This is a genomic window from Cloacibacillus evryensis DSM 19522, from assembly GCF_000585335.1.
Classification (GTDB): domain Bacteria; phylum Synergistota; class Synergistia; order Synergistales; family Synergistaceae; genus Cloacibacillus; species Cloacibacillus evryensis.
This window is the reverse complement of sequence record NZ_KK073872.1, coordinates 1,443,458-1,462,422: the sequence shown is the minus strand read 5'-3', so window position 1 is coordinate 1,462,422 and position 18,965 is coordinate 1,443,458. Positions and strand designations below refer to the sequence as shown.

The 18,965-nt window shown below is 62.7% G+C and carries 13 protein-coding genes; 1 reads left to right on the top strand and 12 read right to left on the bottom strand.

From position 1 onward, the window contains the following. Nucleotides 1-387: 387 nt before the first annotated feature. From CLOEV_RS06430 to CLOEV_RS06390, 9 genes are read right to left on the bottom strand one after another with little or no spacing between them, the layout of a single operon-like run. Nucleotides 388-1,770 carry an MATE family efflux transporter gene (locus tag CLOEV_RS06430; RefSeq protein WP_008711380.1) on the bottom strand — a complete coding sequence of 461 codons (1,383 nt, stop codon included), beginning with the start codon at nt 1,768-1,770 and terminating at the stop codon, nt 388-390. Beyond that, complete coding sequence (locus tag CLOEV_RS06425; RefSeq protein WP_034442616.1) at nt 1,770-2,882, bottom strand: trigger factor family protein; 1,113 nt, start codon at nt 2,880-2,882, stop codon at nt 1,770-1,772. Before CLOEV_RS06425 ends, CLOEV_RS06430 begins: the two co-directional genes overlap by 1 nt. After that, nucleotides 2,869-3,342 carry a hypothetical protein gene (locus CLOEV_RS06420; RefSeq protein WP_008711377.1) on the bottom strand — a complete coding sequence of 158 codons (474 nt, stop codon included), beginning with the start codon at nt 3,340-3,342 and terminating at the stop codon, nt 2,869-2,871. Before CLOEV_RS06420 ends, CLOEV_RS06425 begins: the two co-directional genes overlap by 14 nt. A 10-nt stretch (nt 3,343-3,352) precedes the next feature. Continuing rightward, nucleotides 3,353-4,870, bottom strand: a complete 1,518-nt coding sequence (locus CLOEV_RS06415; RefSeq protein WP_008711375.1) for an AAA family ATPase — start codon at nt 4,868-4,870, stop codon at nt 3,353-3,355. Between the two features lie 25 nt (nt 4,871-4,895). Then, entirely contained in the window at nt 4,896-6,863 is a 1,968-nt protein-coding gene (locus tag CLOEV_RS06410; RefSeq protein WP_034442613.1) for a leucine-rich repeat domain-containing protein, read from the bottom strand. Next, a complete protein-coding gene (locus tag CLOEV_RS06405) occupies nt 6,853-8,466 on the bottom strand; it encodes a vWA domain-containing protein (RefSeq protein ID WP_051484929.1) in 1,614 nt (537 codons plus the stop codon). Before CLOEV_RS06405 ends, CLOEV_RS06410 begins: the two co-directional genes overlap by 11 nt. 38 nt (nt 8,467-8,504) lie before the next feature. Beyond that, on the bottom strand, nt 8,505-10,943 hold the full coding sequence (locus CLOEV_RS06400) for a xanthine dehydrogenase family protein molybdopterin-binding subunit (RefSeq protein WP_008711368.1): 2,439 nt from the start codon (nt 10,941-10,943) through the stop codon (nt 8,505-8,507). After that, nucleotides 10,943-11,425: a (2Fe-2S)-binding protein gene (locus CLOEV_RS06395; protein ID WP_008711365.1), complete on the bottom strand. Its 483-nt coding sequence runs from the start codon at nt 11,423-11,425 to the stop codon at nt 10,943-10,945. The genes CLOEV_RS06400 and CLOEV_RS06395 overlap by 1 nt, the downstream gene beginning before the upstream one ends. An 18-nt stretch (nt 11,426-11,443) precedes the next feature. Further along, nucleotides 11,444-12,325 carry an FAD binding domain-containing protein gene (locus tag CLOEV_RS06390; RefSeq protein WP_008711363.1) on the bottom strand — a complete coding sequence of 294 codons (882 nt, stop codon included), beginning with the start codon at nt 12,323-12,325 and terminating at the stop codon, nt 11,444-11,446. Between the two features lie 166 nt (nt 12,326-12,491). Between CLOEV_RS06390 and CLOEV_RS06385 the strand changes: the two genes are divergently transcribed. Further along, nucleotides 12,492-13,193 (top strand): Crp/Fnr family transcriptional regulator, encoded by a 702-nt coding sequence (locus CLOEV_RS06385; RefSeq protein ID WP_198006165.1) that lies wholly within the window; start codon nt 12,492-12,494, stop codon nt 13,191-13,193. A 63-nt stretch (nt 13,194-13,256) separates the two neighbouring features. Here the strand turns inward: CLOEV_RS06385 and rlmB are convergent, their stop codons facing one another. Genes rlmB through uvrB form a run of 3 tightly spaced genes read right to left on the bottom strand, consistent with a single transcriptional unit; the run spans nt 13,257 to nt 18,868 of the window. Continuing rightward, on the bottom strand, nt 13,257-14,069 hold the full coding sequence (gene rlmB / locus CLOEV_RS06380; RefSeq protein ID WP_034442609.1) for a 23S rRNA (guanosine(2251)-2'-O)-methyltransferase RlmB: 813 nt from the start codon (nt 14,067-14,069) through the stop codon (nt 13,257-13,259). After that, nucleotides 14,062-16,887 carry an excinuclease ABC subunit UvrA gene (uvrA, locus tag CLOEV_RS06375; RefSeq protein WP_034442606.1) on the bottom strand — a complete coding sequence of 942 codons (2,826 nt, stop codon included), beginning with the start codon at nt 16,885-16,887 and terminating at the stop codon, nt 14,062-14,064. Before uvrA ends, rlmB begins: the two co-directional genes overlap by 8 nt. Beyond that, a complete protein-coding gene (uvrB, locus tag CLOEV_RS06370) occupies nt 16,811-18,868 on the bottom strand; it encodes an excinuclease ABC subunit UvrB (protein WP_034442604.1) in 2,058 nt (685 codons plus the stop codon). Before uvrB ends, uvrA begins: the two co-directional genes overlap by 77 nt. Nucleotides 18,869-18,965 lie beyond the last annotated feature (97 nt).

The window sequence follows — 18,965 nt, the reverse complement described above, 5'->3', positions numbered from 1 at the left end:
GCCTCCGGCCCGGCGCACGCGGCTGATGAACAAATGGGTACTATTCATCCGCTGCCCTTTCGTGATTTCATTTTTCTATCGTGAACCAGCGCCGGAAATTCTTTTTGAGGTGGCTGAACGCCATTACGTTAGCATTTTTTCCCGGTTTTGCATACGTCGGGATTCCGCCATTCTGATGGCAGTCGACTGCCATTTTGAGTTTTTTCACATTTTTAAGTGGCGGTCGTCCGCCAAAAGTCATAAATCAGTAATTATCAAACTGCGATAATCACTAAAAGGAGTTATTTAACATTTATTTCTGATTTAACGTTTGAGTTCAGTCAACCGGCCCCGTTCATGTCGGTATTTGTACCGACCGGAGCCCCGTTCGCTATATTTATCCTGCCTTTACCGGCGCAATTCTCCCGCTCGCCGCATTTCCTCCAGCAGACGGCAGCGGCGCGCCATAAGAAAGATGGCGATCGCGGCAGTCGCAAGGTCGGCTATGGGGCCGGACCAGAGGACGCCGTCAAGGCCGAAGCGCGCCGGCAGGAGCAGCAAAAGGGGCGGCAGGAATATGATCTGGCGCGCGACGGAGATGAGGATGCTGAAAAGAGGCTTCCCCTGCGCGGAGAAGAAGCCGCCGACGGAGCTTTGCAGGCCGTTGAGGAAGGTCATCATCAGGAAGATGCGAAAAAAACGGGCGGCGAAGTCGAAGTAGGCCTCCGTCCCCGCGCCGAAGAGCGCGGCGATCTGCCGCGGGATCAACTGATAGCAGAGGAAGATACAGAAGGATACGGCGATCACCGTTTTAACGACGAGGAGGCCGGCCTCCCTCACGCGCGTGTAATTTCCGCGCCCGAAGTTGTAGCCGACGATTGGCTGCATGCCGTTCGTGAGGCCCGTAACGACGGCGGCGGCCAGCGTGTTGGCCTTGTTGGCGACGCCGGCCGCGGCCAGCGCGGCTTCGCTGCCGCAGGCTGAGGCCGCGCCGTATTTTCTCAGCGCGGCGTTTAAAAATATCTGTACGACGGCCTGCGTGAGGAAGTTGCACATCGGCCCCGCGCCAAGCGCGGCGATGCGCGCGCAGAGCCGGAGGTCGGGGATAAAGTCCGCCGCCCTCAGCCGCATGGTCTTAAAGCGCGGCAGGTAGGCAAGCACCATGGCGGCGCTGACGCTCTGTGCCAGCGCCGTGGCCCAGGCCGCGCCAGCTATCCCCCACCCGCAGGCGCTGATGAAGAGCGCGTCGAGCGCGACGTTGAGCAGCGCCCCCGCCGCCGTGCAGCAGAGGGCGTATTTGGGGCTGCCGTCGGCGCGCAGGAGAAAAGGCCCCGCGGCGCCGGTCATCGCGCAGACGAAGGCGAGGGCCGTTATCCGCGCGTAGGGCGCGGCGTACGGCAGTACCGTCTCCGTGCAGCCGAAGAGGCGAAGCAGCGGCGCCGTCAGGCAAAGCATCGCGAGCGAGGCGGCCCCGCCGCAGAGCGCCATGAGGACGAAGCCGCAGCCGGCGCCGCGGCGCGCGCCCTCCACATCCCCGCGCCCAAGGGAGAGGCTCATGACGGCGGCGGCGCCGACGCCGCACATCAGCGAGAGCGCGGTGATGACGGTGACGGCGGGAAAGACCACGCCGGCGGCGGCGTTCCCCACGACTCCGAGGGCGCGCCCGATGAAGATCTGGTCAACGATATTATAGAAAGATGTGACGAGGCCCGCGGCAAGCGCGGGGACGCAGTAACCGCGCAGCAGCCGGTGCAGGTCTCCGCGCTCCAGATCCTCCGCTCCGGGCTTCATCACGCCCGCACGGCGCTCGCGACAATGAGGCGACAGGCTTTGTCGCGCGCTATCTTGCGGCGCAGCGGTTCAGCGTCGATACGCGCCGCGGCCTCCGCAGTCTCCATGCCGCAGCGCGCGGCGATCTCCGCGGTCAGCGCCAGCAGTTCGTCCCCGGAGGCCGTGATCCCCTCCGCCTCCGCCACGGCCTCAAGCAGCAGGTCGCAGCGCGCCGACTCCTCCGCCTCGGCGCGGCGCTCAGCGCGCCACCTCTTCTCGTCGAGGCCGATGGAGCCAAGGTAGGCGCCGAAGGCATCCGCCGCAAGCTCTTCCGGCGTCATTCCCTCTTTGACGGCGGCGCGGCGTTTGAATAACCCCGCGAGAGTCTCGTCAAAATCATCGGGCAGCGCACGGTAGCGCGCGGCAAGCCCGCGCAGCCGCCGCGCGATAAATTCCCAAGAGGGGTCGGCGTTGCCGCCCGAGGCGGCCTCAAGCATCACGTCAAGCGCCTCGGCGCGCACCTGCGCCGGAGGGCGCGAAAGCCCCGCCGCGAGGTATGTCTCGCGCAGGAGCCAGGCAGAATCGGCAAGCAGGTGATAGACGGCGTCACGGGAGACGTTGAGCTGTTCCCGCGCCGCCGTCGCGTCGAGTCTCTCCTCGACCATCGCCTCCGAGGGACGTCCCTCCATCTCTTTGCAGGCCGCCCTTAGCGCCGCCATCCTGAAATTTTCCTCGTCCGCGCCCTCCGGAAGAGTTATCCGCAGCCCCTTATAGGCTCCGAGGCGTACCCGCGGGCAGAGGTCGGCCCTTACCCGAAAGCGCAGGCCGCCGCCCGCGAGGAGGGTTATATCCGACGCTTCGGGCTTGCCCACGGTACGCGGCTTTTCTTCCGCAAGAAATTTTCCGTAGGCCGCCGGGAGGGCGGCGGCGATCGCTTCGTCGAACAGGGCCTCCGGTCCGTACACGGCTTCGATCGCCGCGCGGGGCGCGAGGCCGGGAGCATAGCCGGGAACGACATAGCGCTCACTGTCGTCGAGATAGGCCTCGCGCAGCGCCTCGGCGAATTCTTCCGGCTCTATCAGCAGCGTGACGGCAAGCGTTTCTCCGTCCGTTTTTTTATCAATTACACGCATGGGCGCCCCAGCCCTCCGGCACGATCACCCTCACCGTATCGCCGCGTTTCCACGCCAGATAACCGTCGTGTCCGCCGGTGAGTCTCTCCGCCTCCGCCTCCGTGCAGCCGAGCCCCTTGGTCAGCCTGAGCCAGAGGCCGGAGAGAAAGGCTAGGCGCTCCCTGTCACGGGGGAACATCTGAAAGAAAGCGAGGTAACTGTAGGTCCCCAGCCGCTCCACACGCTTTTCAAGGCCGGGAAGCATCGCGAGTTCGCCAAGGCTCAGTTCGTATGGGTCGGCGGGAAGGGCCTCCTCCTCCGCGCCGCGATGGAAAAAGTATGCCTTCTCTCCGCGCGGCCGCCAATACTCCGCCCCGATGAGCCGCAGCAGCCGTCCATGCTCCGCCCTGATAAAGGCCCGGCGCTCCTCCTCTATCAGCGGCAGGAATTTTTCCGCCAGTCTCCGATTGTCGTCGTTCATTATTGACCTCCTATATCGTCCAGTCCAGTTTGCCGGCGCGGTCGCGCAGCTCCCGGTCCCGCTCCTGAAAACGGAGTTCTCTGTTATGCAGATAATATTTCTCACAGCCGTAGTGGCCGATGAAGCGCGCGCTGTAGTAGCCCGCCGTCAGCTCGGTGACGAAGATCAGCATCTCGTCCCCCTCGCCGAAGGCTTTCCCGCAAAAGTCAAATACGTTGTCAAGCGCCGCGCCCGCCGCCGACGCGCTTTCTTTGAGCCGCGCGACGGATTTCGCGAAGCTCTCACTGACGAGGGCGAAGGCCGCCCTGCCGTCCGCCGCGCCGCTTTTGATGACCGAAGCGCGGTATTCCTCCAGCGCGGCGATGACGCGCAGCAGCGTCCGCTGTTTCGCCGCCGGCAGCGAAGAGGCGCGGCGGCCCTTTTCAAGCTCCGCGCGCAGTCCGGCGATCTGCCTGTCAAGCGTATCAGCCGGCGCGCCCTCTTCCTCCGCCAGCAGCCCGCACAGTTTTTTCAGTTCGGCGGTCAGCGAATCAAGCGCATCCTCGCTGTCACAGACGCCGCGCAGCTCCGCCGTCAGCGCGTCGAAGAGCAGTCCGATCAGCGACAGCCGCTCGTCGAGCCGAGCCTGACGCGCGCGAAAGAGCACCGCCTCATCCGCCGCGCCGGCGAGGATCGCTCCTACCTGATAGTCGCCGCGGTATTTATTGAAGAGGTCGTAATAGATGGCAAAGTCCTTCGCGATCTTCGGCTCCTGCAGATACTGGCCGATGAGTTTTTCATTGACGGCAAGGCCGTTTTCCTCACAGAGGCGCATCATCTCCGAGAGGTCGTCCCAGCCGCGCGCGGTGACGAAGCGTTTGCCGTCCGCCGCGCTTTCGACCTTGTAAAAATCCTTCCGGCGCGCCGCGAGGTAGGTGGTGACGGCGGGGTGGACGCCCTTTTTCTCCGCGTAGGCCTTCCAGACCTCGTAATCGGGCTCGACGTCGATGCGTTTCAGGCGGTCCCAGGTGACGATGTCGAAATCGCGCACCGATTTGTTGTATTCCGGCGGGTTGCCGGCGGTGACGACGATCCAGCCCGCGGGGACGCGGTGCTGGCCGAATACCTTATATTGAAGGAACTGGAGCATACAGGGGGCGAGCGTTTCGGAGACGCAGTTGATCTCGTCGAGGAAAAGGATGCCCTCCCTCACCCCCGTCTCCTCCATCAGGCGGTAGACGGAGCCGATTATCTCGCTCATCGTATATTCGGAGACCTGGTACTTTTCGCCGCCGAACTCCCGCGTCGTGATGTAGGGCAAGCCCAGCGCGCTCTGGCGCGTATGGTGGGTCATGGAATAGGAGACGAGGCCAACGCCGAGCTCCGCGGCTACCTGCTCCATGACGGCGGTCTTGCCGACGCCGGGCGGCCCGATCATGAATATGGGGCGCTGTTTTTCCACCGGGATGCGGTAAGCGCCGAATTCGTCCTTTGTAAAGTAGGCGGTCATCGCGTCCTTTATCTGCTCTTTGGCCTCCGCTATGTTCAAAAAGATCCCTCCCTGACAAATACTGTCAATCGTCTAAAGAATATTTGGCGAAGATGTCTTCTCCGCGCAGTTTGTCGTTGCCGTACGCGAGCAGCAGCGCCACGATCTCCGCCTCTTTTTTCCGCTGTGCGCGCTCCAGCGCCGCGCGGAACTCCGCCGCCGAAAGCAGCGCGCGGCGCGTGAAATAGGCGGCGGCATCCGCGAGGCCGTTGTCGATGGCGGCATTGAGGAGGTTTTCTTTTTCCTCCTCCGCGTAGACGGAATAGGAGCGCGCAACGCCGCCGCGATACCTCTCCTCCGCGCCGCAGAAGCCGAGCGCCGCCGCAAGGCGCGCCCGTTCTTCGTCAAAGCCGCGCGGCGCGATCCCCGGAGCCTCCACGACGAGCAGCGAAGAACACCCCGCAAAGGGCTCCGGTCCCAACGCCTTCACCTTTTCCGGGAGGACGAGACGGCGCAGCTCCGCGCAGCCGGCGAAGGCGCGGACGCCCGCACGTTCGACGCTCTCCGGCAGCGTGACGCCCCGGTATCCCGCGCCGTCCCTGAAAGCTCCGCTCGCCACGGCGCGGACGCCGGCGGGAAGGACGAGCTCAAAGGCCGTTCTCTGACAGCCGTAACAGACGCCGTCGATGATCACAAAGCCCTCTTCGTCCGCGAGGGCGCGGCAGCCGTCAAAGAGGCCGCCGCCGATCTCCGCGATTTCCTCCGGCATCTCCGCTTCGCGCAGGGAGGGACAGGAGGCGAAGGCCTTCTCGCCCAGCCGTGACAGGGATTTAGGCAGTTTTATCTTTTCTAAGGCCCGGCAGTTTGCGAAAGCCCCTTCTCCTATCTCCGTCACGCCCTCGGGCACTGCGAGCCCACGCAGAGCGCGGCAGCCGGCAAAGGCGTATGGGCCGACCTCCGCGACGCCCTCTTCCAGCGTGAGTTTCGCCAGCTTTTCGCAGCCGCCGAACGCGTGGCCGGGAATTTTTTTCACCTTCGCGGGGACCGTCACTTTTTCTATGCTCCCGCAGCCGCTGAAGACGCCTTCGCCGAGGTATTCGAGCGACGGCGGCAGCGCGGGCTCCGCGAGGCTGCGCGCGCCCGCGAAGGCGCGGCGTTCCAGCCGCCGCAGCCCGCGCGGCAGCCGCAGTTCTACGTTCGTACAGTCATAGAAGGCGTCGACGCCGATGACTTCGACGCTCTCAGGCAGCTCCGCGCGGCGCAGGCCCGCGCAGCCGGAAAAGGCGCGCTCGCCGACCGCCGCCAGCTCTCCCTTGAAGCAGACCTCCTCAAGATTGCCGCAGCCGAAGAAGGCCCAGCCGCCAAGTCTCTTGAGGCTCGCGGGGAATTCGACGCGCCGCAGGCTGCGGCAGCCGGAGAAGATGCCGTTCTCTATCTCTTCCGTCCCCTCTTCAAAGGAGGCCTCCAGCAAGCGCGAGCAGCCCTTGAAGCAGTGCCAGCCCAGCAGCCTGACGCCGTCGGGGATGTGCGCGCGCGTGAGCCCCGTACAGTCGGCGAAGGCGCGCCAGCCGATACGGGAGACGCTTCGCGGGATCGAGAGCTCGTTAAGCAGCACGCGCTCAGCGAAGGCGTCCGCCGCGATCGCCGCCGTCCCTTCGGGGATCGCGGCGCGGCGCAGGTTGCGGCGTGCCTTGACGAGGCATCTGCCGATGAAGAGGAAGTCCTCGCGCCACTCCGTCTCGTTTTCGCAGTAAAATTTATAGTAGGGCGTGCCGGCGAAGGCGCCGCGCCCCACCTCCGTCACGCTCGCCGGGGCCGCCACGCGCTTCAGGTTCGCGCACCATTGAAAGGCTTCGCGCCCTATCTCCGCCACGCCATCGGGGATATAGACCTCCTCGAGCGAGCGGCAGTCGCGGAAAGCCCCCTCGCCGACGGCCAAGAGCCCGGGCGGCAGCCCGACGAAGCGCTCTTCGCCGTGATACCTTACCAGTACGCCGTCTTTTATCTCAAAATCGCCGTTTTTCATCGCCGATGATTTCCGTTCACAGTTCATCTATCTCGTCCTCGGAGAGCAGCAGCCGTATCGCCCAGACGGGGACCGCGGGAGCTTTGCGCCCCTGGTCGATAAAGACGAAGGCCGTCTCGTACTCCGGCGGCATGGCGGGAAAATCGCCGTAGCCGTCGGTGAAGTAGATCAGCCCCTTAAAGTTGGTAAATTCATTTCTCTTTATAAGTCCGTCCACATATTCAAAGAGCGGACGGAAGTCCGTGCCGCCGAAACCCCTGAGCGACATGCGGCGCATATAGGCGTCGAACTCCTCCTGGCTCGTGATCTTCGCGTCCTCTTCGACGCGCGCGCCGCACTGGATGATGTGCACGTTGACCCGCGTGAAAAAGTTTTCCGTCTGCTTGAGGATGTTCCACGTCTTCTCAACGAACTTCTGCACGAGAGCGCCCGCGACCGATTCCGAGGTGTCGAGCGCGACGACGAATTCACGCACGCGCCGCACCTCCTTATACTCGAGCGCCTCAATGAGCGGCATTCTTTTATATAACGAGAGCCCGTAGGTATAAAAGATATAGTCGAACTCCTCGTCGTTGACCTCAATATTCTCTCCGAGCGCCGCGAAACGGCGCAGAAAGGCCGCGTAGTCGCACTTCTCGCGGTTTATCTCCGAGAGGGCCTGCGTGATGCCGCCAGCGTTTTCACCCCAGCTGCCGGAAAAGGTCTCGAGGTCGACTTCGATGCGCCGCGATACCTCCCGCCACATCTCTTCCGTCTCCTTGGGCGTCAGCGCCGGCTCGCGGCTCTTCTCGTCATCTCCCAAGCCGGCGGCGCTGTCGCCGCTTTCCCCGGCGCGGTTTTCGTCCGCAGCCACGCCGCCGGCCCCCGCCGGCTCCCCCTCTTCGCCGGGTTCAGGCGGCGCGGCGGCCTCGTCCCCCTGGTCGTCAAGCCCGCTGATCTCCCGCTCTTCGCCGGCCTGCGGTTCGGCGCTGTCGCGCGTATCGCCTTTTCCCGAACCGCCTGTCAGCTCCGGCGGTTTGTGCCATATCTTGTGATCGTCGGCATAGAAGTCGGCGCGCAGCCGCTCGCATTCGATAATGGGAAAGCTCTGCTCCCGCAGCCAGCGATAAATCCGCTCCGCCGAAAGGTGCGGCAGCTCGCCGCGCAGCTTGCGGAGCAGCCGCGCCTGGCGTTCCTCTCTTTCACAATAAAGGGACCGGAGGCCGAGGCCGCAGATGACGTTCTCCACCGCGATGTCGCATGCGAGATCCCAGAGGTCGGGATTGACCTTCGCGCCGACGAAAAGATGGCGGAAGAGACAGTGCAGCACGATATGCAGATAATCCCGCGCCGGCGTCTGCCGCCCCTTCAGGAAGCGGCGGCAGACGTGCGCGGAATTGTAATAGAGAAAGCGTCCGTCCGTGGCCATTTCGGCGGTGACGGTGTCGTTCTCCGGCACAAACCTTATGAGCGCCGATTCCAGGAAGCGCAGGTTGATGAGCAACGTGTCGCGGGAGAGGCGCAGTATCTCACGCGCCAGCTCCCCCGCCTCGCGCGCCGTCTCGGCAAGGCGGAGCTGGCTCTCGGGCGCCGAATAGCCGTGCGCCTTTTTTATCTGAGCGGCGCTGACCTCCCACTCTTTGTCGTCCATCACTCTTCACGCTTCTCCCGGAACAGGGCCGCGCCGGCCTATTTACGCTCGGGGAGCGGCGGCATGTTGTTAAACTTATCGCGCAGATCCTCCGCGCCGAAAGCCGTCTTTCCCGTGCGCTCGCGCTCCTTCAGCGCGCGCCAGATGCGCTCCGGCGTGATCGGCAGCTCGCGCAGCGTGAGCCCGGTCGCGTAGTTGACGGCGTTGCCGATGGCCGAACCGACCGGCGCGGTGCTGCCTTCGCCCGCCTCCTTCGCGCCCATCGGCCCCTCGGGGTCGGCCTCGCTGCAGATGATCGTCTTGATCGGCGGCATGTCGAGCGCCGTCGGGAAACGGTAGTCGCGGAAGCTCGGGTTCAGATGTTTTCCCTCTTTGCTGTAGACGCACTCCTCAAAACAGCTGAAGCCTAGACCGAGCAGGACCGAACCTTCTATCTGCCCCTCGACGGCGCGGATGTTCAGCGCGCGCCCGCAGTCATGGCCGAAGACGAAGTCCTCGAGCTCGACGCCGCCGGTCTCCATATCGACCTTGACCTTCGCCGCCGAGGCGGAGAAGGAATAGGCCGGCGCGTAGTTGCCGACGTTTTTCACATAGATATCCTTGTCGCCCTCGTGCGCGAAGGAACCGACGCCGGCGACGCAGCGGCCAAAGTTCCTCTCCTCGTAGCCGAAGCAGGCCTCGTTGTAGGAGATGTTCTTCTCCGCGTCGCCCTCGATGAAGACTCGGTGGTCCTTCATCTTGATGTCCGAGGGCTTGCAGCCCCACTCCTCGGCCCAGTGCGAGAGCAGTTTGAGTTTCGCGTCGCCGACGGCGCGGCGGCAGGCGTTGCCGCCGAGGAAGGTGACGCGTGAGCCGAAGGAGCCGGCGTCCCACGGCGTCGTCGTGGTGTCGGACTGCACGAGCTTGACCTCGTCCATGCGCAGGCCGAGCTCTTCGGCGACGATCATCGTCATTACGGTGTCGCAGCCCTGTCCGATGTCGTTCGCGCCGCAGAAGACGACGGCGTAGCCCTCGCGGTTGAGGCGCACGATCGTCGATGCCGAGCAGTAATGCGGCGTGACGAGGACGGGGAAGCCCGTTCCCGACATAAAGCCAGAGCCGGAGAGGCCGACAGCCTCGCCGCTGCCGATGGGATATTTGTCCCTCTCGGCCCAGCCGATGGCGTCTGCGCAGGCCACAAGGCACTCGTCGAACTTGCAGGAGGTGAACTCCAGCCCCGTCGGCCCCGTATAGTAGGGAGTGATCTCATTCTTGCGGCGCAATTCGAGCGGGTCGATGCCGAGCGCGTTGGCCACCTCGTCCATATGTATCTCGTGGGCGAAGTGCACCTGACAGGCGGAGTAGCCGCGCATCGCGCCCGAGGCGGGATGGTTCGTGTAAGGGCGTCTCGCCGTCATGTCGATGTTTTCCACCTTATAGGGGAAGGTGGCGCAGATAAGCGAGAGTGTGTTCGCCGCGATGCCCGAGCCGCCGTAGGCGCCGCCGTCGAGAATGTGCTTGCAGCGTTTGGCGAGCATCTTGCCCTCCTTGGTGAAGGCGCTTTCGATCTCAAAGGATATCGGATGGCGCGTGCGCGTGCAGGTGAAGACTTCGTCGCGCTTGAGCACGCATTTCACGGGATGGCCCGTCATCTGCGCGAATTTGCAGGGGCAGAGCTCGTGCGCGAATACGTCGAGCTTGCCGCCGAAGCCGCCGCCGACCATCGGCTTGATGACGCGCACCTGGCTCTCGGGCACGCCGAGCCCCCAGGCGATCCAGAAACGGCTCACATAGGCCCCCTGCGTCGTCGTCCAGACGGTCCACTCGCCGTTCTCGTATTTCGCCGCCGCGCCGTGCGGCTCGATGGCGGCGTGGACCATCTCCTGCGTCTTATAGTAATGCCGGTCGGTGTAATAGGCCTCGGCGAAGGCTTTGTCCGGTTCGCCCGCCCTCATCGTCGTGAAGATCGAAAGATTGTTAGTGCCCGGATAGTGGATCGGCTCCGCCTCCGGCTGCATCGAGTCGAAGGGGTCGAGGACGACCGGCAGCGGCTCGTATTCGACCTTAACGAGCGCGGCGGCCTCCGCGGCGATATCCTCAGTTACGGCGCAGACGGCGGCGACCTCGTCGCCGATCATGCGCACCTTTTTACGGCAGAGCGGCTCCTTGTCGGCCAGCTCCTTGAAGGCTTCGGGGTTGCCGAGGTTGTGCCCTTCGGGAAAGTCGCGTCCCGTGAGCACGCCCTTGACACCCGGCAGCCGGAGCGCCTCGGTAAAGTCGATGCTTTTGATGAGCGCGTGCGCGTAGGGGCTGTGGACGAGTTTGCAGTAATACATGCCGGGCAGGTCGACGTCGTCGGTGTAGACGGCGCGCCCCGTCACCTTCGCCTCGGCGTCGATGCGCACGTAGGCGTTGCCCTTGCCCGCCAGCTCGTAGTCCTCGGGCTTTTTATAGACGCTTTCGATCTCGGCGTAATATTCCTTTGACTTTATCGCCATTATGCATTCGCCTGCCTTTCGAGTATCTTCGCCGCGGAGTCGATCGCCTCGACGATCTTCGTATAGCCCGTACAGCGGCAAAGGTTGCCGGCGATCGCGTCGCGGATCTCGTGCTCCATCGGGTGTGGGTTTTCATGCAGCAGCGAGAGGGCGGACATGATCATGCCCGGCGTGCAGAAGCCGCACTGCAGGGCCCACTTGTCCATGAACTCCCTCTGCAGCGGGTGGAGGACGCCGTCCTTCATGACGCCCTCGATGGTGACGACCTCGCGCCCCGCCGCCTCGACGGCGAGCATCAGGCAGGAGTCGACCGCCGCGCCGTCCAGCAGGATGGTGCAGGCGCCGCATTCGCCCTCTTCGCAGCCGCGTTTCGTCCCCGTCATGTGCATCTGCTGGCGCAGAAAATCGACCATCGTAATGTTGTCCTGTACCAGCTCTTCGATATCCTCGCCGTTGAGCTTGAATTTTATGATCCTTTTCATCTTCGCGGGCCTCCCCTCTTAAGCCTTCAGCGTCTCGAGCGCCTTTTTAAGGGCGCGCTTCGTGTAGACGCGCACCATATCCACCCTGTATTCCGCCGAGGCGCGCACGTCGGAGATCGGACGGCATTCCTGCGAGGCGGCGGCTCCGGCCCTCTCGAACAGGTCGTCGCCCGCCTCGCCGCCGATCAGCATCCGCTCCGCCTCTTTCGCGCGCAGCGGCGTCACGCCGACGCCGCCCATGGCGATGCGGCAGTCGGCGACCCGTGAGCCCTCCATCCGCACCCAGGCGGCGACTCCGATGATCGCGAGATCCATCGCCTTGCGCACGGAGTGCTTGAAGTAGGCCGAGCCCTCCTGCGGCTTGAGCTCAGGTATCTTTATCTCCGTAACGATCTCCCCCGCAGCCTTGTCGAGGCAGGTCCGCTTTACGCCGGTGAAAAACTCCCCGGCCGGTATCTCGCGCCCGCCGTTTTTGCCGTAGGCTGCGACTGTCGCGTTCATCGCCACCAATATCGGCGCGGTATCGGCCGAGGGCGAGGCGTTGCAGATGTTGCCGGCCATCGTCCCCTTGCGGCGTATCTGGCTTGAGGCGACATAGTGCGCGGCGTCGGCGACGGCCGGCATCTTTTCGCGCACCAGCGGCGAGTTCTGGATCGCGTAGAGCTTCGTGAGCGCGCCGACGCGCAGTCCCTCGCCCTCGATAAACTCCAGCCCGTCTATCCCCGGGATGTTTTTCAGGTCAATGACGCTCTCCACGCCCTTCAAAACGTTCTCCTTGAGCAGCAGGATCACGTCAGTCCCGCCAGCCATCAGCACGCATCTGCCGGCCTGGGCGGCCGCGAGCTCCGAGGCCTCCACGAGACTTTTGGCGGCGATATAGTTAAAATTCGGCAAAGTCATTCTTGTTCCTCCCTTTTATGATCGTATGGCGATTTTTCCAAAGCTCTCCCATGGGCTCTTCGTTTTTTATCTTAGACGTTTGAAAAAGGAGGAGTAAGTAGCCTTGGCTACTTGTGTAGTTAAAAAGACAATGTTATCTTGGTTACGCGGAAAGGCGGGGATGACGGTGGAGGATGACAAGAAGATCGACCGGACGTGCGACGACCAGATACGCCATCTATACTATCTGCCGCAGGGGATCGCGCGGCTCGAGGAGCTCGGCGAGGTGATCCGGGTCGGCAGGGATTACGAACTCAACAGGGTGGACGAGGTGCCGGAATACTGCTACCTCGTGAAGGAGGGGCGCGTCATCTGCTACGAGCTGACCTTTGGCGGCGAACAGCGCATCTACAGCTTCATGGAGCCGAATTCCGTCTTTCTCGAGGAATGTATGCTGGTCGACAAGCCGAGTCCCGTCCTCTTCAAGACGATGGTGCCCTCGACGCTCGTGCGCATTCATAAATGCGCGCTGAAGCACGCCTTCAAACATGATATCGATATCGTGATGGACATTTGCAAATCGATGGCGGGGAAATTTCTCTCCGCGATGGGGCAAATACGCTGCGGGCAGCAAAAATCCGCGGAATGGAAGATATGCCGCCTGCTGCAGATCTTTATGGAGCATTACGGCACCGGCTACGACGGGAAGATCCTCATCGCCGAGAAGCTCAGCCAACAGACGATCGCCGACATGCTCGGCATGAACCGCGTGACGGTCTCGAAGAAATTCAAAGAGCTGCGCGACATATCCCTGCTCGAACAGATAAACTGCTACCTCTGCGTCAGAAGCGCCGAAGCCCTGCAAAAGCACATGGAACTGATGAAATAAAAAACCGCCGCCGCGGACTGTCTTTCATAGCCGCGGCGGCACATCTTTAAAACTCCTGTTTTTTTATTGCGCCGACGGCCGCCGCGACCGCGACCACTCGAACATCGCGAGGCTCGCGGCGACGGAGGCGTTGAGCGAACCCGTCGCCCCCAGCATCGGGATGAAACGGATATCGTCGCAGGCCTTGGTCACCGCCGTGCCGAGACCTTCGCCCTCCGCGCCGACGACGATGACGCTGCGCGGCGGCAGGTCCTCTTTGAAGAGCGTTTCACGCCCCTCCATCGCGAGTCCCGTCACCCAGAAGTCCGCCTCCTGAAGCAGTTTTATCGTCTGCGAAATATTTCCGACTTTGACGACGGGCAGCCGCAGCGCCGCGCCGGCGCTCGTCTTGACGACGGTCCCCGTCGGCAGGCAGCCGCCGCGTTTCGGTATCATCACCGCCGCCGCGCCCGCGGCCTCCGCGCTTCTGATCACCGCGCCGAGGTTGTGCGGGTCCTGCAGGTGGTCGCAGAGCAGCAGCAGCACGGGCGCTGGCGCCGCCGGCAGCGAGGCCAGCAGATCTTCCGCCTCCCAGAGCTTCATCTGCGCGGTGTAGGCCGCGACGCCCTGGTGGTTCTCGCCGTTCGTCAGCCGGTCGAGCGCCGCGCCCTCGACATTCTGGAATATTATGCCGTTCGCGCGGCATAGCTCCGTGATTTTAGCTTTTATATGGGGCTGCGCGCCTTTGGAGACAAGCACCTTCATACAACGCTCCGGGTCCCCCTCGAGCAGCGCGATCACGGGATTGCGCCCCCAGCAGATATCCTCAGACGGCGCGCGCTCGTTTCTCCTATCCGCGCCGCCGCGCCTCTCGCGTTCTCTTCTGTCGTTAGTCATGGTCCCGCTTCATCTCCTTAAAAAACTGCGCCAGATATTTTGAGGTCGGCCCCTTTGCGCGCGCCACCTCTTCCGGCGTGCCTTTGGCGATCAGGCTGCCGCCGCCGCGCCCCCCCTCTGGCCCCAGGTCCATTATATAGTCGGAGGAGGCGAGAACGTCGAGGTTGTGCTCGATCACGAGGACTGAATTTCCCTGATCGACAAGCTTGTGGAGCAGCTTGAGCAGCTTCCTGACGTCCGTGTAGTGAAGCCCCGTCGTCGGCTCGTCGAGCAGGTAGAGGGTGTTGCCGCGGAATTTTTTGCTAAGCTCCGTCGCGAGTTTCACGCGCTGGGCCTCGCCGCCGGAGAGCGTCGGCGCGGGCTGCCCGAGCCTGATATAGCCGAGCCCGGCCTCCTGTATCACCTTTAATTTGTTCGCGATGCGCGGAATGCCGGCAAAATGTTCGATCGCCTCGTCGACGGTCAGTTCAAGGACGTCGGCGATCGAAAGCCCCTTGTAGCGCACCTCGAGCGTCTCGCGGTTGTAGCGCTGTCCCTTGCAGACGTCGCACTTCACGTAGACGTCGGGGAGGAAGAGCATCGAGACCTTTATCACGCCGTCGCCGTTGCAGGCCTCGCAGCGGCCGCCCTTGACGTTGAAGCTGAAGCGCCCGGGCTGATAGCCGCGCAGCTTGGATTCCTGCAGCCCGGCGTAAAATTCGCGTATCGGGGTGAATACCCCCGTGTATGTCGCGGGATTGGAGCGCGGCGTGCGTCCGATCGGGCTCTGGCCGACGAGCACGATGTTGCGCAGCGACTCGTAGCCGCCGATCGAATCGAATTTGCCGGGACGCTCGCGGTAGTCTTTGTCAAACTTTCCGCGCAGCCCCTTATAGAGCACCTCATAAAGAAATGTGCTCTTGCCCGACCCCGAAACGCCGGAGAGCGCGGCGAAGACGTTGAGCGGGATGTCTATGTTGAGTTTTTTGAGGTTGTTCTCCCTCGCGCCGCGCACCTTTATCATCCCCGAGGGCCTGCGGCGTTCGGACTGCGGACGCCAGGTGCCGTCTGCCTCGCCGCGCAGGTAGAGCGCCGTGCTGGAATCGCCGCGCATCACCTCTTCGGCGCTGCCGCCCGCAATCAGCTCGCCGCCGTGCTCGCCCGCGCCGGGTCCGAGTTCGAGGATGTGGTCGGCGGCGGCCATCGTGTCGCGGTCGTGTTCTACGACGAGCACGGTGTTGCCGATGTCGCGGATAGCCCTCAGCGTATCGAGCAGCCGGTTCGTGTCGCGCGGATGAAGGCCGATCGTCGGCTCGTCGAGCACGTAGAGCACCCCCGTCAGCTGCGAACCGATCTGCGAAGCGAGCCTTATGCGCTGGCTCTCTCCGCCGGAGAGGGTGTCGGCGCGGCGCGAAAGGCTCAGGTATCCCGCGCCGACGTCGTTGAGGAAGGAGAGCCGCTTGCGCACCTCGGTCAGCGCGATGCCGACGATCTTCTGCTCGCGCTCGCCGAGTTTGAGCCCGTCGAGCACCGCGATCAGCTCGTCGATCGGCATCTCCGTCAGCTCGCCGATGTTGCGGCCGCCGAGGGTGACGGCGCGCGCCTCCGGTTTCAGCCTTCGCCCCTTGCAGGTGAGACAGACGTCCTCCACAAGGCAGCGCCCAAGTTCGTCCTTATAATTTTCCGACTCTGTCTCGTTATAGCGCTTCTCTATCCACGGTATGAGGCCGATATATTTTCCGTTGTATTCCCAGTCGCCGTTTTTTTTATCGGTAAAGGTCAGCTCCAGGACCTCGTCGGAGCCGTACAACAGCTCCTGTTGGACTGTTTCTGGCAGTTCTTTAAACGGCTTTCCTATATCCCAGCCCTTTTTCTCGGCAAGTTTTTCCGCCTTGTGCACCATATACTTCATGCTCTTCCAGGGGATGAAGCCGCCTTCGCCGAGCGGCAGCTCGGGATTGACCGCGAGTTCCGGAGAGAAGTGCGAATGGAAGCCGAGGCCGCCGCAGTCCGGGCAGGCTCCGAAGGGGGCGTTGAAGGAAAAGAGGCGCGGTTCGATATCGGGCAGACTGATCTGGCATTCGGGGCAGATATATTTCTCCGTCAGCTCCATATCAGCCGTCCCCTCCGAGGCGAGCATGATGAAGCCGTCCGAGAGCTTGAGCGCCATCTCTATCGCCTCGCTGAGGCGAGAGCGGTTCTCTTCTTTAACGCGCATACGGTCGATCAGGCATTCGATGGTATGGCGTCTCTTCTTGTCAAGCTCCACCGCCTCCTCGAGCCAATAGAGGGTGCCGTCGATGCGCGCGCGCATGTACCCCTGCTGGTGCAGCTTGAGCAGCAGGTTTTTATACTCGCCCTTTTTCGCCTTTACCACCGGCGAATATATCTCCAGAGGCTTGCCGTCGTACTCTTTGTAGATGAGGTCGATTATCTCGTCGACGCTGTAGCGGTGCACCTCGCGGCCGCACTTCGGACAGTGCGGCGTGCCGGCGCGCCCGTAGAGCAGGCGCAGATAGTCGTATATTTCCGTGACCGTCCCCACCGTCGAGCGCGGGTTGTGGTTGGAGCCCTTCTGCTCGATCGATATCGCGGGAGAGAGCCCGGAGATGTCGTCCACGTCGGGTTTGTCCGACATTCCAAGGAACTGCCGCGCGTAGGAGGAGAGAGACTCCACATAGCGCCGCTGCCCCTCGGCGTAGACCGTGTCGAAGGCGAGCGACGACTTGCCGGAGCCCGAGGGACCCGTGACCACGACCAATTTATTTTTTGGGATATCTGCGTTTATGTTTTTGAGGTTGTGCTGCCTTGCCCCGGTAATTCTTATTTGCTGTTCCAATCGGATTGCCGCCTTTCAGTCTCTGTATATCGTCCCTTAACTGGGCCGCCGTCTCAAAATCGAGCTTCTCGACGGCCTCCCACATCTTTTTTTCAAGCTCGTGGATGTTCTGCTCCCTGGCCTCTTCGTTGGGAGAGGCGGCGCGCATGCCGGCGTAACTCGTCCCGCCATCGCTCAGCAGCTCGTCAGGCAGCAGGTTCTTCACGGATTTGACGATCGTCTTCGGCTCGATGTGGTGCTCCTCGTTGAAGGCCGTCTGCGCCTCGCGGCGGCGTGTTGTCTCCTTCATCGCCAAATCCATACTGTCTGTTATCCTATCGGCATATAATATCACTTTTCCCGCGCTGTTGCGAGCGGCGCGCCCGATCATCTGCACCAGCGAGCGGTGCGCGCGCAGGTAGCCCTCGCGGTCGGCGTCGAGTATCGCCACCAGCGAGACTTCGGGCAGGTCTATGCCCTCGCGCAGCAGGTTGACGCCGACGAGGACGGCGAAGACGCCCAGACGCAGGTCGCGCAGCAGCTCCGCTCTCTCAAAGGTGTCAAGCTCGGAATGTATATAGCGCACCTTGATGCCGAGTTCGGCCATATATTCGGCCAAGTCCTCGGCGGAACGCTTCGTCAGCGTCGAGACGAGCACGCGCTCGCCGCGCTCCACGATCGGGCGGATCTCCGCGAGCAGGTCGTCGACCTGCCCCGTCGCCTTATGCACCTCGACCTCGGGGTCGGGGATGCCGGTCGGGCGGATGAGCTGTTCGACGACGTGGTCCGAATGCGCGAACTCGTAATCTCCCGGCGTCGCCGATATGAAGAGGGCGTTTTTCAGCACCGGCTCATACTCGTCCCAGCGCAGGGGCCGGTTGTCGAGGCAGGAGGGCAGGCGGAAACCGTGCTCCACAAGGACCTCCTTGCGCGCGCGGTCGCCGTTGTACATGCCGCGCACCTGCGGCAGCGTCATGTGCGATTCGTCGATAAAGAAGAGCGCGTCCTGCGGGAAAAAGTCGAGCAGCGTCCCGGGCGGGTCGCCCTCTTCGCGTCCGTCGAGATAGCGCGAATAGTTCTCGATGCCGGAGCAGTAACCGACCTCGAGCAGCATCTCAAGATCGTATTTGGTGCGCATCCTGAGCCGTTCGGCCTCAAGATACTTGCCCTCGCTCGTAAAGCGCGCGCAGCACTCCTCCATCTCCCGCTCGATCACTCCGGCCGCCTTCTGGATGGCGTCGGTGCTCGTAACGTAGTGCTGCGAAGGGAAGATTCCGACCTTCTCCTTCCGCAGCAGGCTCTTGCCCGAAACGGGATCGATCTCGTCGATCCGCTCTATCTCGTCGTCAAAGAAGGAGACGCGCAGCGCGGTGTCGCTGTAGGCGGGATATATCTCCATCGTCTCTCCCCTGCTTCGGAAGGTCCCAGGGACGAGCGAGGCGTCGTTGCGTTCGTAGTAGTTCTCGATGAGGCGCAGCATGAAGGCGCGGCGTTCCCAGCGCTCCCCCTGCGCGAAGCGGAAGATCGCGTCCTCGTAGTTCTTCCTCTTTCCGAGTCCGTAGATGCAGGAGACGCTCGCGACGACGATGACGTCGCGCCGCTCAAGCAACGACTTAGTCGTCGCGAGGCGCAGTTTTTCGATACGCTCGTTGACGGAGGAATCCTTTTCTATATAGACGTCGGAGGCGGGGATATAGGCCTCCGGCTGGTAGTAATCATAGTAACTGACGAAATAGTTTACTGAGTTTTCGGGAAAAAATTCCTTGAACTCGCTGTAAAGCTGCGCCGCGAGTGTCTTGTTGTGCGCCATGACGAGCGTCGGGCGGTTGAGCTCGGCGATGACGTTCGCCATCGTGAAGGTCTTGCCGCTGCCCGTAACTCCCAAGAGCGTCTGGCGCGTCCCGTCCTTTTCGCGGAAACCGCGTACAAGCTTCTCCACCGCCTGCGGCTGGTCTCCCGACAGTCCGAACGGCGCGACCAGTTTGAATTTATCCTCTTCCATCTTCGACCTTTCTTGTTCTCATATCAGGTATTTTATTTAAAACCGTTATATTCTAACACAGACCCGCCCGCGGCGCCATCGGCGGAGACACGAGAAA